Origin of the sequence: Bacillus sp. UNC69MF (assembly GCF_000746035.1) — a bacterium.
Lineage (GTDB): Bacteria > Bacillota > Bacilli > Bacillales > Bacillaceae > Bacillus > Bacillus velezensis.
The window spans coordinates 976,590-995,677 of record NZ_KN050798.1; the positions used below are offsets into that span (position 1 = coordinate 976,590).

Annotated in this window: 24 protein-coding genes; 15 read left to right on the forward strand and 9 right to left on the reverse strand. The window is 43.2% G+C overall.

The annotated features are described in order from the left end of the window. Window positions 1–36: 36 nt before the first annotated feature. Together BR62_RS0116670 and BR62_RS0116675 are read right to left on the reverse strand one after the other, a co-directional pair. A complete protein-coding gene (locus BR62_RS0116670) occupies window positions 37–222 on the reverse strand; it encodes a hypothetical protein (protein WP_331280728.1) in 186 nt (61 codons plus the stop codon). A 174-nt stretch (window positions 223–396) separates the two neighbouring features. Next, window positions 397–2,814, reverse strand: coding sequence for a peptidase G2 autoproteolytic cleavage domain-containing protein (locus BR62_RS0116675; protein WP_032871572.1), 2,418 nt, complete (start codon window positions 2,812–2,814; stop codon window positions 397–399). A 378-nt stretch (window positions 2,815–3,192) separates the two neighbouring features. Here BR62_RS0116675 and BR62_RS0116680 point away from each other — a divergent pair, with 378 nt between their 5' ends. From BR62_RS0116680 to BR62_RS0116690, 4 genes are all read left to right on the forward strand, one after another. Next, window positions 3,193–3,627 (forward strand): dUTP diphosphatase, encoded by a 435-nt coding sequence (locus BR62_RS0116680; protein WP_003154017.1) that lies wholly within the window; start codon window positions 3,193–3,195, stop codon window positions 3,625–3,627. 406 nt (window positions 3,628–4,033) lie between these two features. After that, a complete protein-coding gene (locus BR62_RS0116685) occupies window positions 4,034–4,855 on the forward strand; it encodes a poly-gamma-glutamate hydrolase family protein (RefSeq protein ID WP_007410335.1) in 822 nt (273 codons plus the stop codon). A gap of 108 nt (window positions 4,856–4,963) precedes the next feature. Next, complete coding sequence (locus BR62_RS19775; protein ID WP_007410334.1) at window positions 4,964–5,113, forward strand: hypothetical protein; 150 nt, start codon at window positions 4,964–4,966, stop codon at window positions 5,111–5,113. Next, window positions 5,100–5,930, forward strand: a complete 831-nt coding sequence (locus BR62_RS0116690) for a prohibitin family protein (RefSeq protein WP_007410333.1) — start codon at window positions 5,100–5,102, stop codon at window positions 5,928–5,930. Before BR62_RS19775 ends, BR62_RS0116690 begins: the two co-directional genes overlap by 14 nt. Window positions 5,931–5,957: 27 nt before the next feature. On the opposite strand, the gene BR62_RS0116695 is transcribed toward BR62_RS0116690, so the two are convergent. Further along, complete coding sequence (locus BR62_RS0116695; RefSeq protein ID WP_003154009.1) at window positions 5,958–6,407, reverse strand: YndM family protein; 450 nt, start codon at window positions 6,405–6,407, stop codon at window positions 5,958–5,960. Between the two features lie 153 nt (window positions 6,408–6,560). Here BR62_RS0116695 and BR62_RS0116700 point away from each other — a divergent pair, with 153 nt between their 5' ends. After that, window positions 6,561–6,989: a hypothetical protein gene (locus tag BR62_RS0116700; RefSeq protein WP_032871574.1), complete on the forward strand. Its 429-nt coding sequence runs from the start codon at window positions 6,561–6,563 to the stop codon at window positions 6,987–6,989. A 338-nt stretch (window positions 6,990–7,327) separates the two neighbouring features. Here BR62_RS0116700 and lexA read toward each other — a convergent pair whose 3' ends face one another. Continuing rightward, entirely contained in the window at window positions 7,328–7,948 is a 621-nt protein-coding gene (lexA, locus tag BR62_RS0116705; protein WP_007611720.1) for a transcriptional repressor LexA, read from the reverse strand. Window positions 7,949–8,104: 156 nt separating this feature from the next. Here lexA and yneA point away from each other — a divergent pair, with 156 nt between their 5' ends. From yneA to BR62_RS0116735, 6 genes are all read left to right on the forward strand, one after another. Continuing rightward, complete coding sequence (gene yneA, locus BR62_RS0116710; protein ID WP_003154001.1) at window positions 8,105–8,416, forward strand: cell division suppressor protein YneA; 312 nt, start codon at window positions 8,105–8,107, stop codon at window positions 8,414–8,416. Between the two features lie 15 nt (window positions 8,417–8,431). Continuing rightward, window positions 8,432–9,082: a YneB family resolvase-like protein gene (locus BR62_RS0116715; RefSeq protein WP_003153998.1), complete on the forward strand. Its 651-nt coding sequence runs from the start codon at window positions 8,432–8,434 to the stop codon at window positions 9,080–9,082. A 68-nt stretch (window positions 9,083–9,150) separates the two neighbouring features. After that, window positions 9,151–9,384 (forward strand): DUF896 domain-containing protein, encoded by a 234-nt coding sequence (locus tag BR62_RS0116720; protein ID WP_003153997.1) that lies wholly within the window; start codon window positions 9,151–9,153, stop codon window positions 9,382–9,384. A gap of 166 nt (window positions 9,385–9,550) precedes the next feature. Then, window positions 9,551–11,554, forward strand: a complete 2,004-nt coding sequence (gene tkt / locus BR62_RS0116725; protein WP_032865999.1) for a transketolase — start codon at window positions 9,551–9,553, stop codon at window positions 11,552–11,554. Window positions 11,555–11,705: 151 nt separating this feature from the next. Next, complete coding sequence (gene sirA / locus BR62_RS0116730) at window positions 11,706–12,152, forward strand: sporulation inhibitor of replication protein SirA (RefSeq protein ID WP_003153995.1); 447 nt, start codon at window positions 11,706–11,708, stop codon at window positions 12,150–12,152. 85 nt (window positions 12,153–12,237) lie between these two features. After that, window positions 12,238–12,456: a YneF family protein gene (locus tag BR62_RS0116735; RefSeq protein WP_003153994.1), complete on the forward strand. Its 219-nt coding sequence runs from the start codon at window positions 12,238–12,240 to the stop codon at window positions 12,454–12,456. 72 nt (window positions 12,457–12,528) lie between these two features. Here BR62_RS0116735 and BR62_RS0116740 read toward each other — a convergent pair whose 3' ends face one another. Next, window positions 12,529–12,702 (reverse strand): aspartyl-phosphate phosphatase Spo0E family protein, encoded by a 174-nt coding sequence (locus tag BR62_RS0116740; RefSeq protein ID WP_012117647.1) that lies wholly within the window; start codon window positions 12,700–12,702, stop codon window positions 12,529–12,531. Window positions 12,703–12,903: 201 nt separating this feature from the next. On the opposite strand from BR62_RS0116740, the gene BR62_RS0116745 reads away from it, so the two are divergent. The 3 genes from BR62_RS0116745 to BR62_RS0116755 all read left to right on the forward strand — a co-directional run bounded on the left by BR62_RS0116745 (window position 12,904) and on the right by BR62_RS0116755 (window position 14,629). Then, window positions 12,904–13,611 (forward strand): cytochrome c biogenesis protein CcdA, encoded by a 708-nt coding sequence (locus tag BR62_RS0116745; protein ID WP_088056486.1) that lies wholly within the window; start codon window positions 12,904–12,906, stop codon window positions 13,609–13,611. An 84-nt stretch (window positions 13,612–13,695) separates the two neighbouring features. Next, complete coding sequence (locus BR62_RS0116750) at window positions 13,696–14,058, forward strand: response regulator (protein ID WP_007410327.1); 363 nt, start codon at window positions 13,696–13,698, stop codon at window positions 14,056–14,058. 79 nt (window positions 14,059–14,137) lie between these two features. Continuing rightward, complete coding sequence (locus tag BR62_RS0116755) at window positions 14,138–14,629, forward strand: CcdC family protein (protein ID WP_119001774.1); 492 nt, start codon at window positions 14,138–14,140, stop codon at window positions 14,627–14,629. A 27-nt stretch (window positions 14,630–14,656) separates the two neighbouring features. On the opposite strand, the gene BR62_RS0116760 is transcribed toward BR62_RS0116755, so the two are convergent. From BR62_RS0116760 to sspO, 4 genes are all read right to left on the reverse strand, one after another. After that, the gene (locus BR62_RS0116760; RefSeq protein ID WP_007410325.1) at window positions 14,657–15,085 is read right to left on the reverse strand and encodes a DUF2621 domain-containing protein; all 429 of its coding nucleotides are present in this window, start codon (window positions 15,083–15,085) and stop codon (window positions 14,657–14,659) included. 233 nt (window positions 15,086–15,318) lie between these two features. Next, window positions 15,319–15,690 (reverse strand): Hsp20/alpha crystallin family protein, encoded by a 372-nt coding sequence (locus BR62_RS0116765; RefSeq protein ID WP_007410324.1) that lies wholly within the window; start codon window positions 15,688–15,690, stop codon window positions 15,319–15,321. A gap of 93 nt (window positions 15,691–15,783) precedes the next feature. Then, entirely contained in the window at window positions 15,784–15,930 is a 147-nt protein-coding gene (locus tag BR62_RS0116770) for a small acid-soluble spore protein P (protein ID WP_003153984.1), read from the reverse strand. A gap of 29 nt (window positions 15,931–15,959) precedes the next feature. Continuing rightward, entirely contained in the window at window positions 15,960–16,106 is a 147-nt protein-coding gene (sspO, locus tag BR62_RS0116775) for an acid-soluble spore protein SspO (protein ID WP_003153982.1), read from the reverse strand. Window positions 16,107–16,337: 231 nt separating this feature from the next. Here sspO and acnA point away from each other — a divergent pair, with 231 nt between their 5' ends. Further along, window positions 16,338–19,064 carry an aconitate hydratase AcnA gene (acnA, locus tag BR62_RS0116780; protein ID WP_017417878.1) on the forward strand — a complete coding sequence of 909 codons (2,727 nt, stop codon included), beginning with the start codon at window positions 16,338–16,340 and terminating at the stop codon, window positions 19,062–19,064. Window positions 19,065–19,088: the final 24 nt, after the last annotated feature.

The following is a 19,088-nucleotide window of genomic DNA, read 5'->3' on the forward strand; positions in this document are numbered from 1 at the left end:
GAGTTTACCGGGTGTAAAAAGTGTTGATATGTCAAGTTAGCAGCATTTTTTACATTTTTTGCATTTTCTTTTATAAACAACGATGTAATCATAATCAAGATGCTTTTTATCTTGTTTCTTCTTTTTTTGTTTAGGCTGTTTTGGGTGGTGATCATAATGTCCGTTCATATCCATATCCATATCCATATCCATTCCCATATCCATTCCCATATCCATTCCCATATCCATACTCATATTCCTCCTTTTTTCATCTGACGGTAGTATTCTATGACAGAAAGCATGGATGGCTTGGACAAATGAAACGGTATGCTGAAAAAGAGGCATCTCATTCGGTATAAAAAACAGGATCATACCCGCCCGATAGAAAAGAGAGGAGATGATCCTGATATTGAGACCCTATTTGATAACCGCAATTGCAATGCCGTACCCTTTTTCAGAACTGTATAAGGCCGTCAGTTTCAATACCTTCCAGCCTTCCGCGGCTTTAGTCCCGATTCCGTTATGGGCCGTGATATAATCTCCCGGGCTGACCGTACCGTCGACCCGTACGTAATGCCGGCCGTTGAGTCCGACAATGTGCCATTCGTCTCTGGCCGCTCGTGCTTCATAGTCAGCTTCAAGAGCCGGACTGCAGTCTGGGTTTTGTTTCGGCACGCGTACCGTTTCTCCTGTTTCCTCGTCAGTCACATTTTCGTATATGAAACCGCCGAACTCGTTTGTCAAAAAGCGGCTTTGCCATCCGAAGCTTGCGGCTCCTGAGATAAAAGCGGCTGTTTCTGAAATGACGCCGAGCATGTAATCTCCGACGTGAGCCGATTCAATTTTTTCGCCTTTCACTGTGACGATTGTCCCGGCGGGAATTGTCTGGCCGGTTACACTTTCAAAATATTCTCCGTACCCTGACAGGGAAGAGGTGACAGCTCCGGCGAACGTACCGTGGCCGCCCGCTGAATCCAATTTCCATTTGATGGACTGATGCCCTCCGGCAACCGTGTATGGTTCTTCCAATGTAATGCTTTCTGATGACAGAATCGTTCTAGAGACTTTGCTGCCCGTAATATGGACATTGTTAGAAGCGGCGATAAATGCCCTTGAACCTTCAGAACTTGAACCTCCGGAAGAGCTGATGATCGCATTTCTGTCACCTCTGGCCGTAATATCGCCTGTTCCCGCAATAACGGCGCTTGTCGGGTTGAATGCAAAACCGGAGCTGGTCGCGAGCTGTGCGCCTCCCTTTAAATTGACGGGGATCTGCTCATAAGTCTGTCCTTTTATAGATGCGGCCGCGCTGTAACCTTCCGCTTGCACCCCGAGAATGACGGCCTGACTGTTAGGGGACGTAATTCCGACGGAACCGCCGTCTCCGATCATCGTACCGTTCATAATATTTACGTTATATTGGCCTCCGCCGATTGAGATGCCTTTAGGAGATGACTTGTATATATCAAAATTTAAAATTTTAACATAATCGGTTTTATTTGATCCGCCGGATATATTGATGTCAACACCTGCTTGTGTAAAGCCGCGTATTTTAATGCCGTTGATCGTGATATTTTGACTGCGGTATTGAAGAGCCACGACTGGATTCCCGCCATAGTCGTATGAGGGATCACCAATAGCTGTGAATCCGTTTACATTAACGTTTTTATAGGCAGAGATGACCAGCGCCCTCGGGGTCACACCGTCATAGAGAGCATTGAATACCGGTTCAATCGCGGTGCAATCGGTTAAAGTAACATCATAAGCCGTCGTGCTTTCGGGGTCTGAGGCCTGATGATGGCCGATATGACGAATATCAAATGAACGTACATCACGATACGAAACATGACCGATAATATGAACATTTTGAGAAGCCGGCCACAGGCTGTGCGCCTTTACCTCAATCCCGCGGATATTTCCGCTCGTATAGTTATTTAAAAGCCATACATGTTTAGAGCCGTCGTCAATTTCAATGCCGTTCGAGTTTGCGCTGCCCTCAGCATGCTCTGTGCCGCGGGGGTTTCCGGAATGGCAGTTGGAAATGAAAATATACTCGCTGTAATGGGTGGTAATGCCGTCGTCTCCGGCGCCGTATGCCACACAGTTATCAATCCATATATATCGGCAGCCGTCTTTCGTCCATTCTGTTTCAGGCAAATGATCGTAAGTCGGAGATGTAATATCAATACCATGGAGACCCGCGTTAACCGTTTCAACATTCTTAATCCAGCCGTATTGCACATTAGCAAACGTTAAACAGCTGGAAAACTGTCCTCCGGGGTTCCTGACCCCGCATTGACGATCAGGATTCCAGTCTAAAGTCATGTTTTCCACAAAAATATTACGGTTTCCATTTTCGTAATCATCGTTAGTAATGACCCATTCGAATGCGGGAGTGTCCTCATGAAGCTTAAGCACGGTAATCCCTTGTCCCTCACCGGAAATGGTAGTCCATGAGGGGAGTTTTATCCCTTGAACCAAAAATTCTCCTGCGGGAACATTTACTTTGACTCGGCCGTTCTCGATCGCTCTCCGAAAAGCTTCCGTATTGTCCCGGCCGTCAGGGACCGCTCCGTAGTCCTCCACATTCACTTCCCGGGTGATTTTATTCATAAGCATTTCGTATTCGGTATCAAGCCGTTCTTTTAAAAGTGAGGTGACCATTCCTTCCGCCGTCACCCGGGCATCTGCGATCTCAAGATTATCATCCGTTGCGGAATGCTTAATAAAATTCTGCATCCTTGCTTTGAGATGCTCCAATTCAGAGGGCTGTGCAGGGCGAGACTGCAATGGGGCGTTTAAAGACGGATCAGGAAAGTTTTTAAATTGAACCATTCTAAAGACACCTCTTTCTTTTGATATAAGCGCCTGAGGCAGGGGACAGAAAAGAGTCGTGCGCCCTTTAAGCGCTTATTCTTCAAATTCTTTATTCAGAACGAAATTCCTTTTGAAACCAAGGTGAAATTTTAAAAAAGCTCTGTTGAAAGAGCGGATATAAAGCTTTGTATTATTGTAATTGAAGCTGTCATGTGAAAATGGAGGAAAAACTGATAGGAGGGGCCCTCATTTTAGGTTTATTCTCATTGGCTTCGCAGTGCTTCCTCTTCGGCTGCATATACACCAAAATCAACATTTTTATCAGTTAAATGGTATAATGGGGCACGGATTGGTCATCAATACGACTGAAATAGGGAAGCAAAAGGAGCAGCGAAAATGACTTTACAAATCAAAATTAAATATTCAGATGATACGCAAACGAGAATCAGTAAAATTGAACAGGGCGATTGGATTGATCTGCGGGCAGCTGAAGATATAACAATCAAAAAAGGTGAATTCAAACTTATCCCGCTTGGAGTTGCGATGGAACTGCCGGAAGGATATGAGGCCCATGTCGTTCCGCGTTCAAGTACATATAAGCATTTCGGTATCATTCAGACAAATTCAATGGGAGTCATTGATGAATCTTATAAAGGCGACAATGACTTCTGGTTTTTTCCTGCATTCGCGCTTCGGGATACCGACATTTCCAAGGGGGAGCGGATCTGCCAATTCAGAATCATGAAGAAAATGCCTGAAGTGGAGCTGATCGAAGTAGACAAGCTCGGGAACAATGACCGCGGCGGACTGGGATCAACAGGCACGAAATAAAACGAAAAAAGACTGCTTAACAGCAGTCTTTTTTTTATGGAAACAGCAGTTACATTCAATTTGTTTCGGGGATTCTTGAATTGGGAAATCATACGTCACGTTCGAATTTGACATCGAAATAACCGGCCGCTCCGTAACCGTCTATGCCGGAGCAAATATTTGAGCCGGACGCCAGCCCAGCTCAGCATATTGATAAAATGATTTCCCTACAGTCCTCACTCTCCTCCAAAACTGGAGAAGGGTTTCATTTTTATCATTTAAGCCTTCCGTCTCTTTGAACAGAAAGACTTTTTTAGGTTAAAGGATAGAAGTTGTTTTGATGTTTTTATTCTTCAAGATGAACGGAGGTTTTGTCCAACGTATATAATATTGTGACAAAAGTGTAAACAAAAGAAAGGATGATGTTATGGCAAAAAGGGTTAGAAGAATAGACCGTAAAGCAGCTGGCAAAGAGGCAGAGCAGAAGAAACCGTCCAAAGTCACCCTGTTCTGCCGTTCGCTTCAAAGGCTGAAGCATTTGTATTGTAACATAAACATACAAATGCCATCAATAACCAAAAAAGGAATTTTAGTTTTAATTTTACCGTTTTTGCTTCTGCCGTTCTTTCGGGCTGATGCCGCTTCAGATATTTACGGCAGTTTCGAGGAATTAAAGCTGAATGAAGATCCTTCCGATTTTTCCATTTCAACGCGAGAGCATGACCCTTCTGTCCTCATATTAGCTATACACGGCGGAGGCATAGAGCCGGGGACCAGTGAGTTAGCCAGAGAAATTGCCGAAAACCGGAGTTTATATTTATTTGAAGGGTTAAAATCAGCCGGTAATGCGGCTCTTCATTTGACAAGTTCGCATTTCGATGAACCTAAGGCCGTGCAAATGGTGAAAGAGCACTCTCATGTCATTTCATTGCACGGTTACGGCAGTGACGATAAAAAGATAAAAATCGGCGGTACAGACAGAGAACGGGCCGAACTTTTGACCGATGTGCTGAAACGGCACGGGTATCCTGCCGTTCTTCTTGGCATAAATGATAAATATGCAGGCGTCAGTCCGAACAACCTTGCCAATCAATCTTCATCCGGATTGAGTATTCAAATCGAAATGAGCACCGGCTTCAGAAAATCACTATTTGACACTTTTACGCTGAAAAGCAGAGCATCCACACAAAACGGGACCTTTTACCAATTCACAAAAACGATTTCTGATTTTATCAGTGACAAATATTAATAAGCACGCCTATTTTGTCGGCGGGGCTTTTTCTTTTGAAATTTATGAAACTTTAAGTTCTTAAGATCGTATACATAATTGACAGGATGAAAGAAAAGAGGTGGGCAAATGAAAGTGATGATCGGGTCTATCATTCTTCTTGTCATCATCGGATTCGGTTTATGGCTGATGCTTAGTCCAATCTTTAAACAAGTGGGAAGCGGAGCCAAAAAATTCAAAAAGTCATGGGAGGAAGAAGATCAGCATGAGCGAAAATAAGCGCGGAAACACAAAAAAAATTATCGGCGGTGTGATTATAGGTGCAGCCCTTTTAATTGCGGGCGTTACAGCGTCACTATTCATTGAAAAAATACCGAACGGTTATGTCGGGGTTGTATACTCACCGAATGGCGGGGTAAAATCCGACACATTGGACCAAGGCTGGCACTTAGTCGGATTATTTAATAAAGTAACGGAATATCCGGTGCGTATGCAGACAGTGAATAATGAAAATATAAAAGTGGCAACCTCAGACGGTAAAAATATAGAAATGGATATCGCTTACAACTATGTCGTGCAGCCTGATAAAGTAGTCGATCTGTTTAACAAATTCGGAGCGGTAGACGTTGAAACGATTGAAAATACATATTTAAAAACAAGGCTGTGGGATGCGGCGCGAAAATCAATCAGCAAATACTCGGTTATTGACACATACGGGCAAAAATCTGCAGAAGCCGCTGCTGATGTTCAAAAGAGATTTGCTGATGATATGAAGAGTCTTGGATTTTTAATTGATGATCTGACGCTTGGCGTACCGAAGCCGGATAAAGCCACACAGGAAGCTATCGATGCAAGGGTGAAGTCTTCACAGGAACTTGAACGGACACAAACTGAAATTAAAATAGCCGAAGCCGAAGCGAAAAAGAAAAAAATTGAAGCGGAAGGGATCGCTGATTATAACGAAATCATAAAGAAATCAATGTCCGATGAGATGATCAAATATAAATGGATTGAAAAATGGGACGGAAAAACGCCGAAAGCGACAGGCACAGACTCACTGCTGCAGCTGCCGCTGGACGATCAGAAGCAAAAATAAAATGAGAAGGAGGCGATTGCCTCCTTTTTATGTTTTTTCCTGAGGGTCTTTTTCCGGCACTAATTCTTCAGACGCCTCGGTTTGATAGCTCCATAGCGTGCTATCCGTCTCTGTTGTGTCCTGATAATCTTCGGGAAGTACATATTGCTGCAAATACCGGTGAAAAAATGCCTCAAAAACAGAAATGCAAAGTGCAGAGATAACCGATGCCGCGGCAGGAGAGACATTAAATCCGCCAATGTTCATAAGGAATATCCATAATATAATGAATGAAATTCCGAAATCAGCTGCAACGGCTGTGAAATTGCTTGTTCTCGGCAGAATCATGCAATCACCCGCAAAATAAGTGATTAAACTTAAGATCACTGTAATAAACAGAACGTTTAAAAAGGTTACTTGGTACATAAGATCCAGAACAATGTACAGTAAAGCAAGTGTGAGCGCCGTTTTAGAAGCGAAAGCAATTACGTGTTTCATTTGAACCACCTTCGTTATTTCGTTTAGTCTTCATTGTAAGCAATCCGCAAATTTTTAAACTGGTATATAGTGGTTATAAAGCATACGTTTTAATAAAATGTGAATAGACATCACAGGATTCACAAGTTAAAATATGTAAAAAGGGGGATGCAAATGAAAAAATACTGGATATGTATTGCTGTTTTTTTATTATGTTTTAGCGGAATACACTCAGCTAAAGCGGCTACCACTGAATTCGAATCAAAAACAAGCTTCACTTTGGAGGGAAATGCAAAAGAGTTTCATATTGAAAATCCGGGGGCTGTAGCTGCCGACGATTACTTTTTAGGATATAAGTTCACCATAATGAACAACTCTTCGTGCGGTTTAAGCATGAAACTCCAGCGGATGGCGCTGAACGGGAATTTTTATACATTAAGTTCTAAAAACTACAGCGGCAGCTGGTTAAACCTCAGTGCCCAGGATAAAAAATCAATTGATCCGTATCACAAATACAGAATTCTGGTTGAAAGTTCTTCAAACGTCTGTGGCCCCGTCTATATTAAAGGGTTTTACGGTGTAGAATATTATCATTTTGATTGAAAATAGATACTCGCTAAAGGCAGCGGGTTTTTTTATATTTAAATATAACTTATTGTACTATGTACTAAATATTCATATATAAATTTTAATGCACCCGCCCAAAGAAAACATAAACAAAAGTAAATTCATCACGAACAAATATACAAAGTTGAAAAATGAATGAAAAGTTTCTCGAGGGAAACATTATTAGTTGACTTCAAAAGTGTGATGTCGGATAATAAGAATGTAAGTTTTTCCTCCTTAGCAGATTCGTTTCTTAAGCCAGGGCGAATCTGCTTTTTTTATGCAAAAAAACCCCTCTGTAAGGGGTTTTTTACGATAAATGAAGTTTAATAGAATTAATGTACGGCTCTGAATACGCCGATAACTTTCCCCAAAATACTTACGTTTTGCAGGATAATCGGCTCCATCGTCGGATTTTCCGGCTGCAGCCGCACATAATTGTCTTCTTTATAGAAGCGCTTGACCGTCGCTTCATCATCTTCGGTCATAGCTACGACGATTTCTCCGTTATTGGCCGTGTTCTGCTGTTTGACAATGACGTAATCTTTGTCAAAAATGCCGGCGTCGATCATACTTTCTCCCATGATTTCTAACATAAAGACATGTTCGCCCGGAGGAACCATCCGGTCAGGAAGCGGAAAATACTCGTCGATATTTTCAACAGCCGTAATCGGAATACCCGCCGTCACTTTCCCGATGACCGGAACGTTTACGACCTGGCTTTTCGGAATTTGGACTTCTTCTTCATCCAATACCTCAATCGCCCTCGGTTTAGTTGGGTCCCGTCTGATCAGGCCTTTTGTCTCCAGCCGCGCCAAATGGCCGTGCACGGTTGAACTGGAAGCCAGTCCTACTGCTTCTCCTATCTCTCTTACAGAAGGCGGATATCCTTTCGTTTTTACCTCTTCTTTAATAAAACGCAGGATATCAAGCTGCCTTTTTGATAGCTTCGTCATATTTCGCACCTCAAAACGTCGATTTTAAGTAGATTATAGCATGATTTTCCTGACAGTACAAACATAGGTTCGAAAAAAACGATTGACAGAAACGTTTGTTCGTATATACTGAAAGGTATAAAAAGCGAACAAACATTCTTATCGGAGGTTGTTTACATGGCGAAAGAATCTATTATATTTGTCGGACTGTTTACTGCGATTTTAAGTGCCGCTATTTTACTTGTCTCATGTGCGGGAAATGATCAGTCCCTCAGCCAATATGTTAAAATAAAGGTTCAGGACGGCGATACACTCTGGTCACTTGCGGATCATGTAGCAGAAAAGAAACACATTAATAAAGAAGATTTCATTGAGTGGGTGACGGAGAATAATCATCTCCAAACTGCTGATATAAAGCCCGGAGACGAACTTATTCTTCCGGTTAAGAAAAAGCATCCGGCCGTATATCAGCTGGCCATTGTCAATTAGAGAGGAAAGAGAGAAATGAAGGCGCTCATTTATGCCCGCGTAAGCACAAACAAAGAACAGCAGCAAACGTCATTAAAAAGACAGGAAGAGGAGCTCAGTGAGATTGCTGCTGCAAACGGCATGGAAGTCGTGAAAGTCATTTCTGAGAAAGCCAGCGGTTACGAAATGGACCGCGACGGAGTATTTGAAATGCTTGATGAAATTAAAAAATCACATATTGACGCGATATTGGTGCAGGACGAAACGAGATTGGGAAGAGGAAACGCCAAGATTGCGCTTTTGCATTGCATTTACAGGGAGAACGTAAAAATATATACGACGGCTCATAAAGGTGAACTGGAGCTTTCCGAAGCTGATTCGATGGTACTCGAAATCGTCAGTATTGTTGAGGAATATCAAAGGAAAATTCACAATATGAAAATCCGGCGGGGAATGAAAAGAGCCGTGAAAAACGGCTACAAACCTGAACGGAATCTGAAAAACAGACATGAAAACAGCGGAAAAGAAAAAAAAGAGGTTCCGGTTTCGGAAATTATCAGGCTGAGAGCCAACAAGCTTACTTTTGCAGAAATCGCAGCGACCTTAAGGGGATTCGGCTACGATGTGTCCAAAGCCACGGTTCACCGGCGGTTTCAGGAATATACCGCAGACACAGAAGGCAGCTGACGCGCATCAGTTGTAAAAAAGACTGCGTTTTAGTAGTATATAATCAACACGCACCAAAGGAGCTTATTATGATTTCTAAAGAAAAAATCGCAAGAATTAACGAATTGGCTCAAAAAGCTAAATCAAACACGATAACGGATGAGGAAAAAGCTGAACAGCAAAAGCTTCGCCAGGAGTATTTGAAAGGATTCCGCTCCTCAATGAAAAATACGTTAAAGAGCGTAAAAGTGATTGATCCGGAAGGCAACGATGTCACGCCTGAAAAATTAAAAAGAGAACAACAGAAAAATAATCTTCATTAAACAGAAAGAATACGGCAATACGTATTCTTTTTTCGTATATACTAATATCAGGATGTGCTTTACGACAATTTTCAACAAGTTTATCTCAAATTTAAGCTGAAAGAGTTGAGAAAAAGTCAGCATCGCTTTATGATGAAAAGGTACAACAATAAGGAAGGGGATTATAATGGATACAATTGAAAAGAAATCAGTTGCCACCATTCGTACACTATCTATAGACGCAATTGAAAAAGCGAATTCCGGACATCCGGGCATGCCGATGGGAGCCGCTCCGATGGCATATACGCTGTGGACGAAATTTATGAATGTAAACCCGCAGAATCCGGGCTGGTTTAACCGCGACCGCTTTGTTTTATCAGCAGGCCACGGTTCAATGCTTTTATACAGCATGCTGCATTTAAGCGGATATGACCTCAGCATTGAAGACTTGAAACAGTTCCGTCAATGGGGAAGCAAAACACCGGGACATCCGGAGTTCGGGCATACAGCCGGAGTAGACGCTACGACCGGGCCGCTTGGACAGGGTATTGCAATGGCAGTGGGAATGGCAATTGCAGAACGCCATCTGGCTGAGACATATAACCGTGATTCATTCAACGTAGTTGATCATTATACATACAGTATTTGCGGAGACGGCGATTTAATGGAAGGCATTTCTTCCGAAGCCGCTTCTCTTGCAGGCCATCTTGAATTAGGCCGCCTGATCGTATTATACGATTCTAATGACATTTCCTTAGACGGCGATTTAGACCGTTCTTTCTCTGAAAATGTAAAGCAGCGTTTTGAAGCAATGAACTGGGAAGTTCTTTATGTTGAGGACGGAAACAACATCGCTGAATTGACGGCTGCAATTGAAAAAGCGCGCCAGAATGATAAAAAACCGACATTAATCGAAGTGAAAACCACGATCGGTTTCGGTTCTCCAAACCGCGCGGGCACATCCGGCGTTCACGGCGCTCCGTTAGGACAAGAAGAGAGCAAGCTGACAAAAGAAGCGTATGCTTGGACGTTTGAAGAAGATTTTTATGTTCCGGAAGAAGTATACGGGCATTTCAATCAAGCTGTAAAAGAAGCCGGCTCGAAAAAAGAACAGGAATGGAATGAGCTGTTCGCGGCTTATAAAGAAAAATATCCTGAGCTTGCTGAACAGCTGTCACTCGGCATGAAAGGCGAGCTTCCTAAAGACTGGGACCAGGAAGTTCCCGTTTATGAAAAAGGCAGCAGCCTTGCTTCCCGCGCATCTTCAGGTGAGGTGCTGAACGGGATCGCCAAGAAAATTCCTTTCTTTGTCGGGGGATCTGCTGACCTTGCGGGTTCAAATAAAACGACAATCAAAAATGGAGGAGACTTCACGGCCAAAGACTACGCCGGGAAAAACTTCTGGTTCGGTGTCCGTGAATTTGCGATGGGCGCTGCATTAAACGGAATGGCGCTTCACGGCGGCCTCCGCGTATTCGGCGGCACATTCTTTGTGTTCTCTGATTATTTAAGACCTGCCATTCGTCTGGCGTCATTGATGGGTCTTCCCGTCACTTATGTATTCACGCATGACAGTATTGCCGTAGGAGAGGACGGGCCGACTCACGAACCGATTGAGCAGCTTGCTTCTTTACGCGCACTTCCTAACCTTTCTGTGATCAGACCTGCTGACGGAAATGAAACCGCAGCTGCATGGAAGGTTGCCGTTCAAAGCCAAGATCATCCGACAGCTCTTGTATTGACACGCCAAAACCTGCCGACGATTGATCAGCAGGCTGAAGAAGCGTATGCGGGCGTGGAAAAAGGGGCTTATATCGTTTCCAAAGCCCAAACGGAATCACCGGCCGCTCTTCTTTTAGCGACAGGTTCTGAAGTCGGACTTGCGATCGAAGCTCAAGCGAAACTGGCTGAAGAAAACATTCACGTATCTGTAGTCAGCATGCCGAGCTGGGACCGCTTTGAAAAACAATCAGCAGAGTACAAAAACAGCGTGCTTCCTCCGAATGTGACGAAACGTCTTGCGATCGAAATGGGTTCAAGCTTCGGATGGGGTAAATTTACCGGTCTTGAAGGAGACGTTCTCGCAATTGACCGTTTCGGTGCTTCAGCTCCGGGAGAAACAATTATGAAAGAATACGGGTTTACTGCAGAAAACGTGGTTGACCGCGTGAAAAAACTTTTAAACAAATAACGAGACAAAAGAGGATGAGTCAAATCATCCTCTTTTTCCTGTTTATGCGACAAAAATAGAAGGGGCGGCGTAACAGTAATAGACAATTCTTTCTTTTCTCCTTTTGTATAATAGAAAACAATAACGAAGCGCTGTAAAAGGGGATGAGGAAATGGAACGTCATTACTATACGCACCTGATAAAGGATGAGTTTGCGAACCACTACTTCGGGCGGGAAACGGCTATGTTTGAGTTGTTTCGAGACTATCATTGGACAGACCTGACACCCCAGGAATATCAAATGACAGAAAAGCAAGTTCAATATATAACGGAACCGATTCCGGTGATACATATGCATCAGCGTCTCCAGCTGCATTTAAACCGAATGAGTTACAGCCGTTTGGATTCCATTTACCGGCTTACACTGCCCGGAGAAAAGGGCCGCGCCACCTTCATGATGAAAGACAGTTTAATTGAGATTGCGGCTTCGGGAGATTATGAGGCGGAAACGATTTTCTTTGAGATTCTGCGTAAAATCAGCCCCTGTTTTCTTGCAATGGATTTCAAGACACGGCGCTACGGGTGGTTAAATCCGGTCAGAGAAAGAAATTTTGTCTAAAAACGAGGAAAAAGAGATGTAAATGTTGTATAATAGCCTTTGGTTTAGTACACTTTAAACTAGACAACATGAAGGAGGAAATAAAATGACTTTATGGGTTGGCATCCTAGTGGGCGTTGTCGCATTGCTCATAGGTGTTGCACTCGGGTTTTTTATTGCTCGTAAATATATGATGAGCTATTTGAAAAAGAATCCGCCTATTAATGAACAAATGTTACGCATGATGATGATGCAAATGGGAATGAAACCTTCTCAAAAGAAAATTAATCAAATGATGAAAGCCATGAATAATCAAGCGAAATAATACGTACAGATTATTATATAGAGATACATGGTTATAAAATAAAAAACCCGGAGAGGGTTTTTTATTTTGGCGTCATGTTTCACCCCAACTGCCGGTGTGCAGTTCTTTTTGATATTGTATGAGAAGGTGGTCAAGCTCCTGGCTGAGTTCTATCGTAATGTTTGATGTCATTCCGTTTGTCATGACGATTTTAAGCAGCTCTGCCCGTTTTTTTTCAATTTCATTTAATAGATGCTCTCTAATCACAGGGATATATCCTTTCATACATAAATCTTTCACCTGAGTCGCTATTATTATATCCACATTTATACTGTTTTTCAAATAAGAAGGAGTATAATATCTCGATGTCAAATTAAATTATATAAGCTTTTTCTATAAAAAGTAATCCTTCTCGGGAAAGTGTTAAAAAAATGAAATGATTTTGTCATAACTCGAAGGGAGTGTGTCATCGTGAGTTTTAATTACTTTCTGACGTTTGGGGCCGGATTTCTGTCTTTCATTTCTCCATGCTGTCTGCCGTTGTACCCCGCCTTTTTATCTTACATAACTGGTGTCAGTATGGACGAGGTGAAAACAGAAAAGGTGATGCTGCAAAAGCGTGGCCTCGTGCATACACTTTGTTTTTTGCTTGGTTTCTCCGTGATTTTTATCGCATTGGGATATGGAACTTCGTTTATCGGCAGTTTTTTTACCCAATATCATGAAGCGATCCGCCAGTTTGGCGCTATCATGCTGATCCTTTTCGGGCTGATTACTGCCGGTGTGTTTCAGCCGAAATTCATGATGAAAGAGCGGCGCATTCACTTTAAGCGCCGTCCGGAGGGGTTTATCGGTTCGGTTCTGATCGGTCTTGCGTTTGCAGCCGGCTGGTCGCCGTGCAGCGGGCCCATTTTAGGAGCCGTGTTTTCGCTGGCCAATACAAATCCTTCTTCAGCAGTGCCGTATATGTTTTTATATGTTCTCGGATTTGCGATTCCTTTTCTTGTTCTTTCATTTTTTATTACCAGAATGAATTGGATTCGCAAGCATCAGCTGCTTATCATGAAAATCGGCGGCATTCTTATGATTCTGATCGGAGTTATGCTGTTTTTTAACTGGATGAGCTACATTCTGATCGTTCTGTCAAATCTTTTCGGAGGATTTACGGGTCTGTAACGGATTAATAACTTTTGAACTATTATATACCCTTTTGTTTTTGGTACAATAAGACTAGTTAATGTTAAATATGTGGAGGGGAATATGACACGAGTTTTAGTTGTAGATGACGCCAAGTTCATGAGGGTGAAAATCAGAGAGATTCTGGAATCGGCGAATTACACAGTGGCCGGGGAAGCGGCTGACGGTGAGGAAGCTCTGGCAGTATATCAAAAAATCCGTCCCGACCTGGTGACTATGGATATTACCATGCCGGTCAAAAACGGTATACAGGCGCTGCAGGATATTTTAGCTTTTGACCCGAAAGCCCGGATCATCATGTGCACCGCCATGCGGCAGCAGCGGATCGTTCTGGAAGCGATTGAATTAGGCGCTAAAGACTTTATCGTTAAACCGTTTGAAGCATCTAAAGTGCTGGAGGCCGTAGGCCGGGTAACGGGAACGTAAACGTGTTCTCTTTTCAAATTGGTTTTTTTTATGTTTTTGGAGTATAGTATATAGTATCAAACTCCGTGCAAGCAAAGGAATGATAAAGATGATGATTATAATTTCATCCGTTATTGCAGCGGCCATGGCAATTTCCGTGATGATCGTCAGGATTAAATCCTCCGACAAGCCCGCTTCACCTAAAAAAATAATTCTCCCGCCGATTTTCATGAGTACGGGAGCGCTTATGTTCCTTTTTCCGATTTTCAGAGTGACGGGCGAAGAATTTTTGGAGGCCATTACGCTGGGCGTGATCTTCTCTATTTTTCTGATTAAAACATCTAAATTTGAGATTAAAAATAATGAAATCTATTTAAAACGGTCAAAAGCGTTTGTGTTTATCCTGATTGGTCTCTTGGTTATCAGAATCGCTATGAAATCCATTTTGAGCACGACGGTTGATTACGGAGCTTTAAGCGGAATGTTTTGGATTCTGGCTTTCGGAATGATTGTCCCGTGGCGCATCGCGATGTTTTTGTCTTACCGCAAACTTTCGAATGAACTGAAGACCGCTGATATTCAGATGAATTAAAACCTTTCCGTGCGCCGGAAAGGTTTTTTATTTGAGCAGGGCTTGATAAGGAGTAAGATCAATCTGTTTTTCACGGAGATGCTTTTTTAAAAATTGATGATCACGCTTAGGAGTGGCCAGTATGTAACCCCTGATGATTAAATCACGGTTTATTTGTTCAGCTTCCTCCGCTAAGGAAAGTTCACCGATTTTTCCGGCGATTTTCGCTTTGGCTACATCCCGAAAGAGCTCCGGCACGGGGGCGACCAATTCATCCAAAAACGCCTTGTCACCCTCATTCCATAAGTGCCTGCTTTTTTCAATATAATAGTCCTGCCAATCCAGTTCTGACCGGCCGTCTTCTTTCGGTAAGCGTTTTAAAAATTTTCGAAACATAAAAAACCCGCCGATAGACAGCAATCCGATCATCACGATGACCCAAAATAAAATAAACCACATAAACCAGCCTTCCAGCATTGTTCTATCTCCTCCTTACTTTAACCATATTGTAAACGAAGACAGAATAGAAGAACACATGAAAAAAAGAATAGAAAAAATGATAGATGTCCAGTCATTCCGGTTGGTAGAACATATTCTATCGTATAGTGATTCTGCTATTTGGCCATGGGAGATTCACTTTGAGGGTATATGACTGATATGACCGGACAAAAAAGCCGCTTCCATTGAGGGATGAAAGCGGCTTTTTTATGTTATAGAGGAAATTGAAAGGAAAAAGAGGCAGGAGTCTCATTTGGCTCCTTGTTCATGGAGACGGTCAGAATATGGTTGGTGAAATCAGTGAAAATATGTTTGTCATTCAGATAAAAAGGAAGCATCATTTGTTTGTTTAACGTCCGTTCAAGCGTTTTAACAGAGAGCATAAATTCATTCCCCGAAAGAGTGACGGTTATCGCTTGCACCTGCTTCAGCGCCGTCAGGTCGGCTTCAATGATATATTGACGGCTTGTTTCATATAGATCGATCGGCAGCGTCTCGTCATACCAAGCATACGGGTCCTCGTAAAACTGCCGCAGCCATTCTTCCGTATCATCAAATTCTTCAGCGTTTTTTGAGTGATTCATGGAAGCATCCCTCCATATTAAAAAGCCTTGCTATAACGTATGCAGAAGCTTTGAATGGGTGAATGGCACAAAAAAACAGACACGGGGTCTGTTTTACATATCGTGGCTTGTATTATGTTTTTGTCTTGTATGGTTGCGGTTTTTCACTTTTTTGCTTCCGCTCAGCGGTTCCGGCTGGCCGGGGTTATGGCCCTTCGGAGCATTTTTATGCATATCTTTACTCGTATTTTTATTTGTCATGTTAAAGCCTCCTTTTTAAGGTGTTCCGGCTATTGGTTTGTTTTTCTTTTTTTATTGTTCTGCCGTTCTTCTTCCGTCAGGACGAGCTGGTCATTTTCTATATAACCCGCGCCTTTGCCTTGGCTTTTCGCATCATTCATGCCGTTAATGACATGATTGGCTTTCCGTTTTACCATGATCATCACCTCAACATTAATATGGCTCTTTACAGCCCGTTGTATGAGGCGGAAAATCGGACAAAATTTACCGAAAATCATGCTGATAAGACGATCTTATTGTATTTAATAAAAACATTGATATTTACTTATGTATGATTTTATACTAAGATGAAATTGTGAGAAAATTGTGATGGAATGTGAACATTCATCTAAAGAACGATCTTGATCATTGAAGGGGGATTTTGGGAAATGACAAATCAGCAAAAAGTCGCAACACAAGACGTTTTCCAAGCAAGGAAAACATTTTCTTCAAATGGGAAAACATACAACTACTATTCATTAAAAGCATTGGAAGACGCAGGGGTCGGCAATGTTTCAAAACTTCCTTATTCTATTAAGGTTCTTTTGGAATCCGTTTTGCGTCAGGTAGACGGACGCGTCATTACAAAAGAACATGTTGAAAATTTAGCAAGATGGGGTACTGCTGAATTAAAAGATATCGATGTGCCGTTTAAACCGTCAAGGGTTATTCTACAGGACTTTACCGGCGTTCCGGCCGTAGTTGACCTGGCATCTTTAAGAAAAGCCATGGCCTCTGTCGGCGGAGACCCTGATAAAATCAATCCTGAAATTCCGGTTGACCTGGTCATTGACCACTCCGTTCAAGTCGACAAAGCCGGTACGGAAGACGCGTTAGCCATTAATATGGACTTAGAATTCGAAAGAAATGCAGAACGTTATAAATTTTTAAGCTGGGCAAAGAAAGCGTTTAACAATTATCAGGCCGTTCCGCCTGCAACAGGTATCGTTCACCAGGTAAACCTTGAGTTTTTGGCAAGTGTCGTTCATACGAAAGAGGAAGACGGAGAACTTGTGACATATCCTGATACATTGGTGGGAACAGATTCCCATACAACAATGATTAACGGAATCGGCGTCCTCGGCTGGGGTGTCGGCGGTATTGAGGCGGAAGCGGGAATGCTCGGCCAGCCTTCATATTTCCCTGTTCCTGAGGTCATCGGCGCGAAACTTGTCGGAAAATTGCCTAACGGAACGACGGCGACTGACTTGGCGCTGAAAGTCACTCAAGTGCTGCGCGAAAAAGGCGTAGTCAATAAATTTGTTGAATTCTTCGGTCCTGGTGTTGCCGAGCTTCCGCTTGCGGATCGTGCGACTATTGCCAATATGGCGCCGGAATACGGAGCGACTTGCGGATTCTTCCCGGTTGACGAGGAAGCACTTTCTTACCTGCGTCTGACCGGCCGTGAAGAAGAGCAGATCGATATTGTGGAAGCATACTGCCGCAACAACGGTTTATTCTATACGCCTGACGCGGAAGAGCCGATTTTTACAGACGTTGTGGAAATTGATCTGTCAAAAATTGAAGCGAACCTTTCAGGACCGAAACGTCCGCAGGATTTAATCCCGCTTTCCGTTATGCAGGAAACGTTTAAAAAACATCTAGTCAGCCCGGCCGGCAACCAAGGATTCGGAGCGGATGCTGCTGAAGAGAACAAAGAAATTTCATTTAAACTTAACAGCGGCGAAGATGCGGTTATGAAAACAGGGGCGATTGCAATCGCCGCTATTACAAGCTGTACGAATACATCAAACCCTTATGTATTAATCGGTGCCGGATTGGTAGCCAAGAAAGCGGTAGAATTAGGCTTGAAAGTGCCGAATTATGTTAAAACATCACTTGCACCGGGGTCTAAGGTTGTTACTGGATACTTAGTCAACTCAGGCCTGCTTCCTTACATGAAGGAGCTCGGCTTTAACCTCGTAGGGTATGGCTGTACGACATGTATCGGGAACTCCGGCCCGCTTTCTCCAGAGATTGAAGAAGCGGTTGCTAAAAATGATCTCTTGATCACTTCTGTCTTGTCAGGTAACAGAAACTTTGAAGGCCGGATCCATCCGCTTGTCAAAGGAAACTACCTTGCGTCACCTCCGCTTGTTGTCGCATACGCATTAGCAGGCACTGTGAATATCAACCTGAAAACGGATCCGATCGGTGTCGGAAATGATGGACAAAATGTTTATTTCGATGACATCTGGCCGTCCATGGATGAAATCAATTCTCTCGTCAAACAGACTGTTACGCCGGAATTATTCCGCAAAGAGTATGAAACGGTATTTGACGACAACCAGCGCTGGAACGAAATCGAAACGACGGATGAAGCGCTGTACAAGTGGGATCAGGATTCCACTTACATTCAAAACCCGCCGTTCTTTGAGGAAATGTCTGTAGAGCCGGGAAAAGTTGAGCCTTTAAGAGGACTTCGCGTTGTCGGCAAATTCGGCGATTCTGTGACGACTGACCACATTTCTCCGGCCGGAGCGATCGGAAAAGACACACCGGCGGGCAAATACCTGCAGGAAAAAGGCGTTTCTCCTCGTGACTTTAACTCTTACGGCTCACGCCGCGGAAACCATGAAGTCATGATGAGAGGAACATTCGCCAATATCCGCATTAAAAACCAAATCGCACCGGGTACAGAAGGCGGATACACAACACATTGGCCTACCGGGAAAGTGACATCTATTTATGATGCCTGCATGCGGTATAAAGAAGATAAAACGGGTCTTGTCGTCCTGGCCGGAAAAGATTACGGAATGGGCTCTTCACGTGACTGGGCTGCAAAAGGAACAAACCTGCTCGGCATCAGAACAGTCATTGCCGAAAGCTTTGAAAGAATTCACAGAAGCAACCTCGTCTTCATGGGTGTGCTGCCGCTTCAGTTCAAACAGGGTGAAAACGCGGATACACTCGGCTTAACCGGTAAGGAAGTCATCGAGGTGGATGTTGATGAATCTGTACGTCCGCGCGACTTGCTGACTGTCAGAGCAATCAGTGAAGACGGTACGGTAAAAACATTTGAAGTTGTTGTCCGTTTTGACAGTGAAGTGGAAATTGATTACTATCGCCACGGCGGCATTTTACAAATGGTGCTTCGCGATAAAATGAAACAGTAGCAGAATGAACAAAGGAGAGAAAGC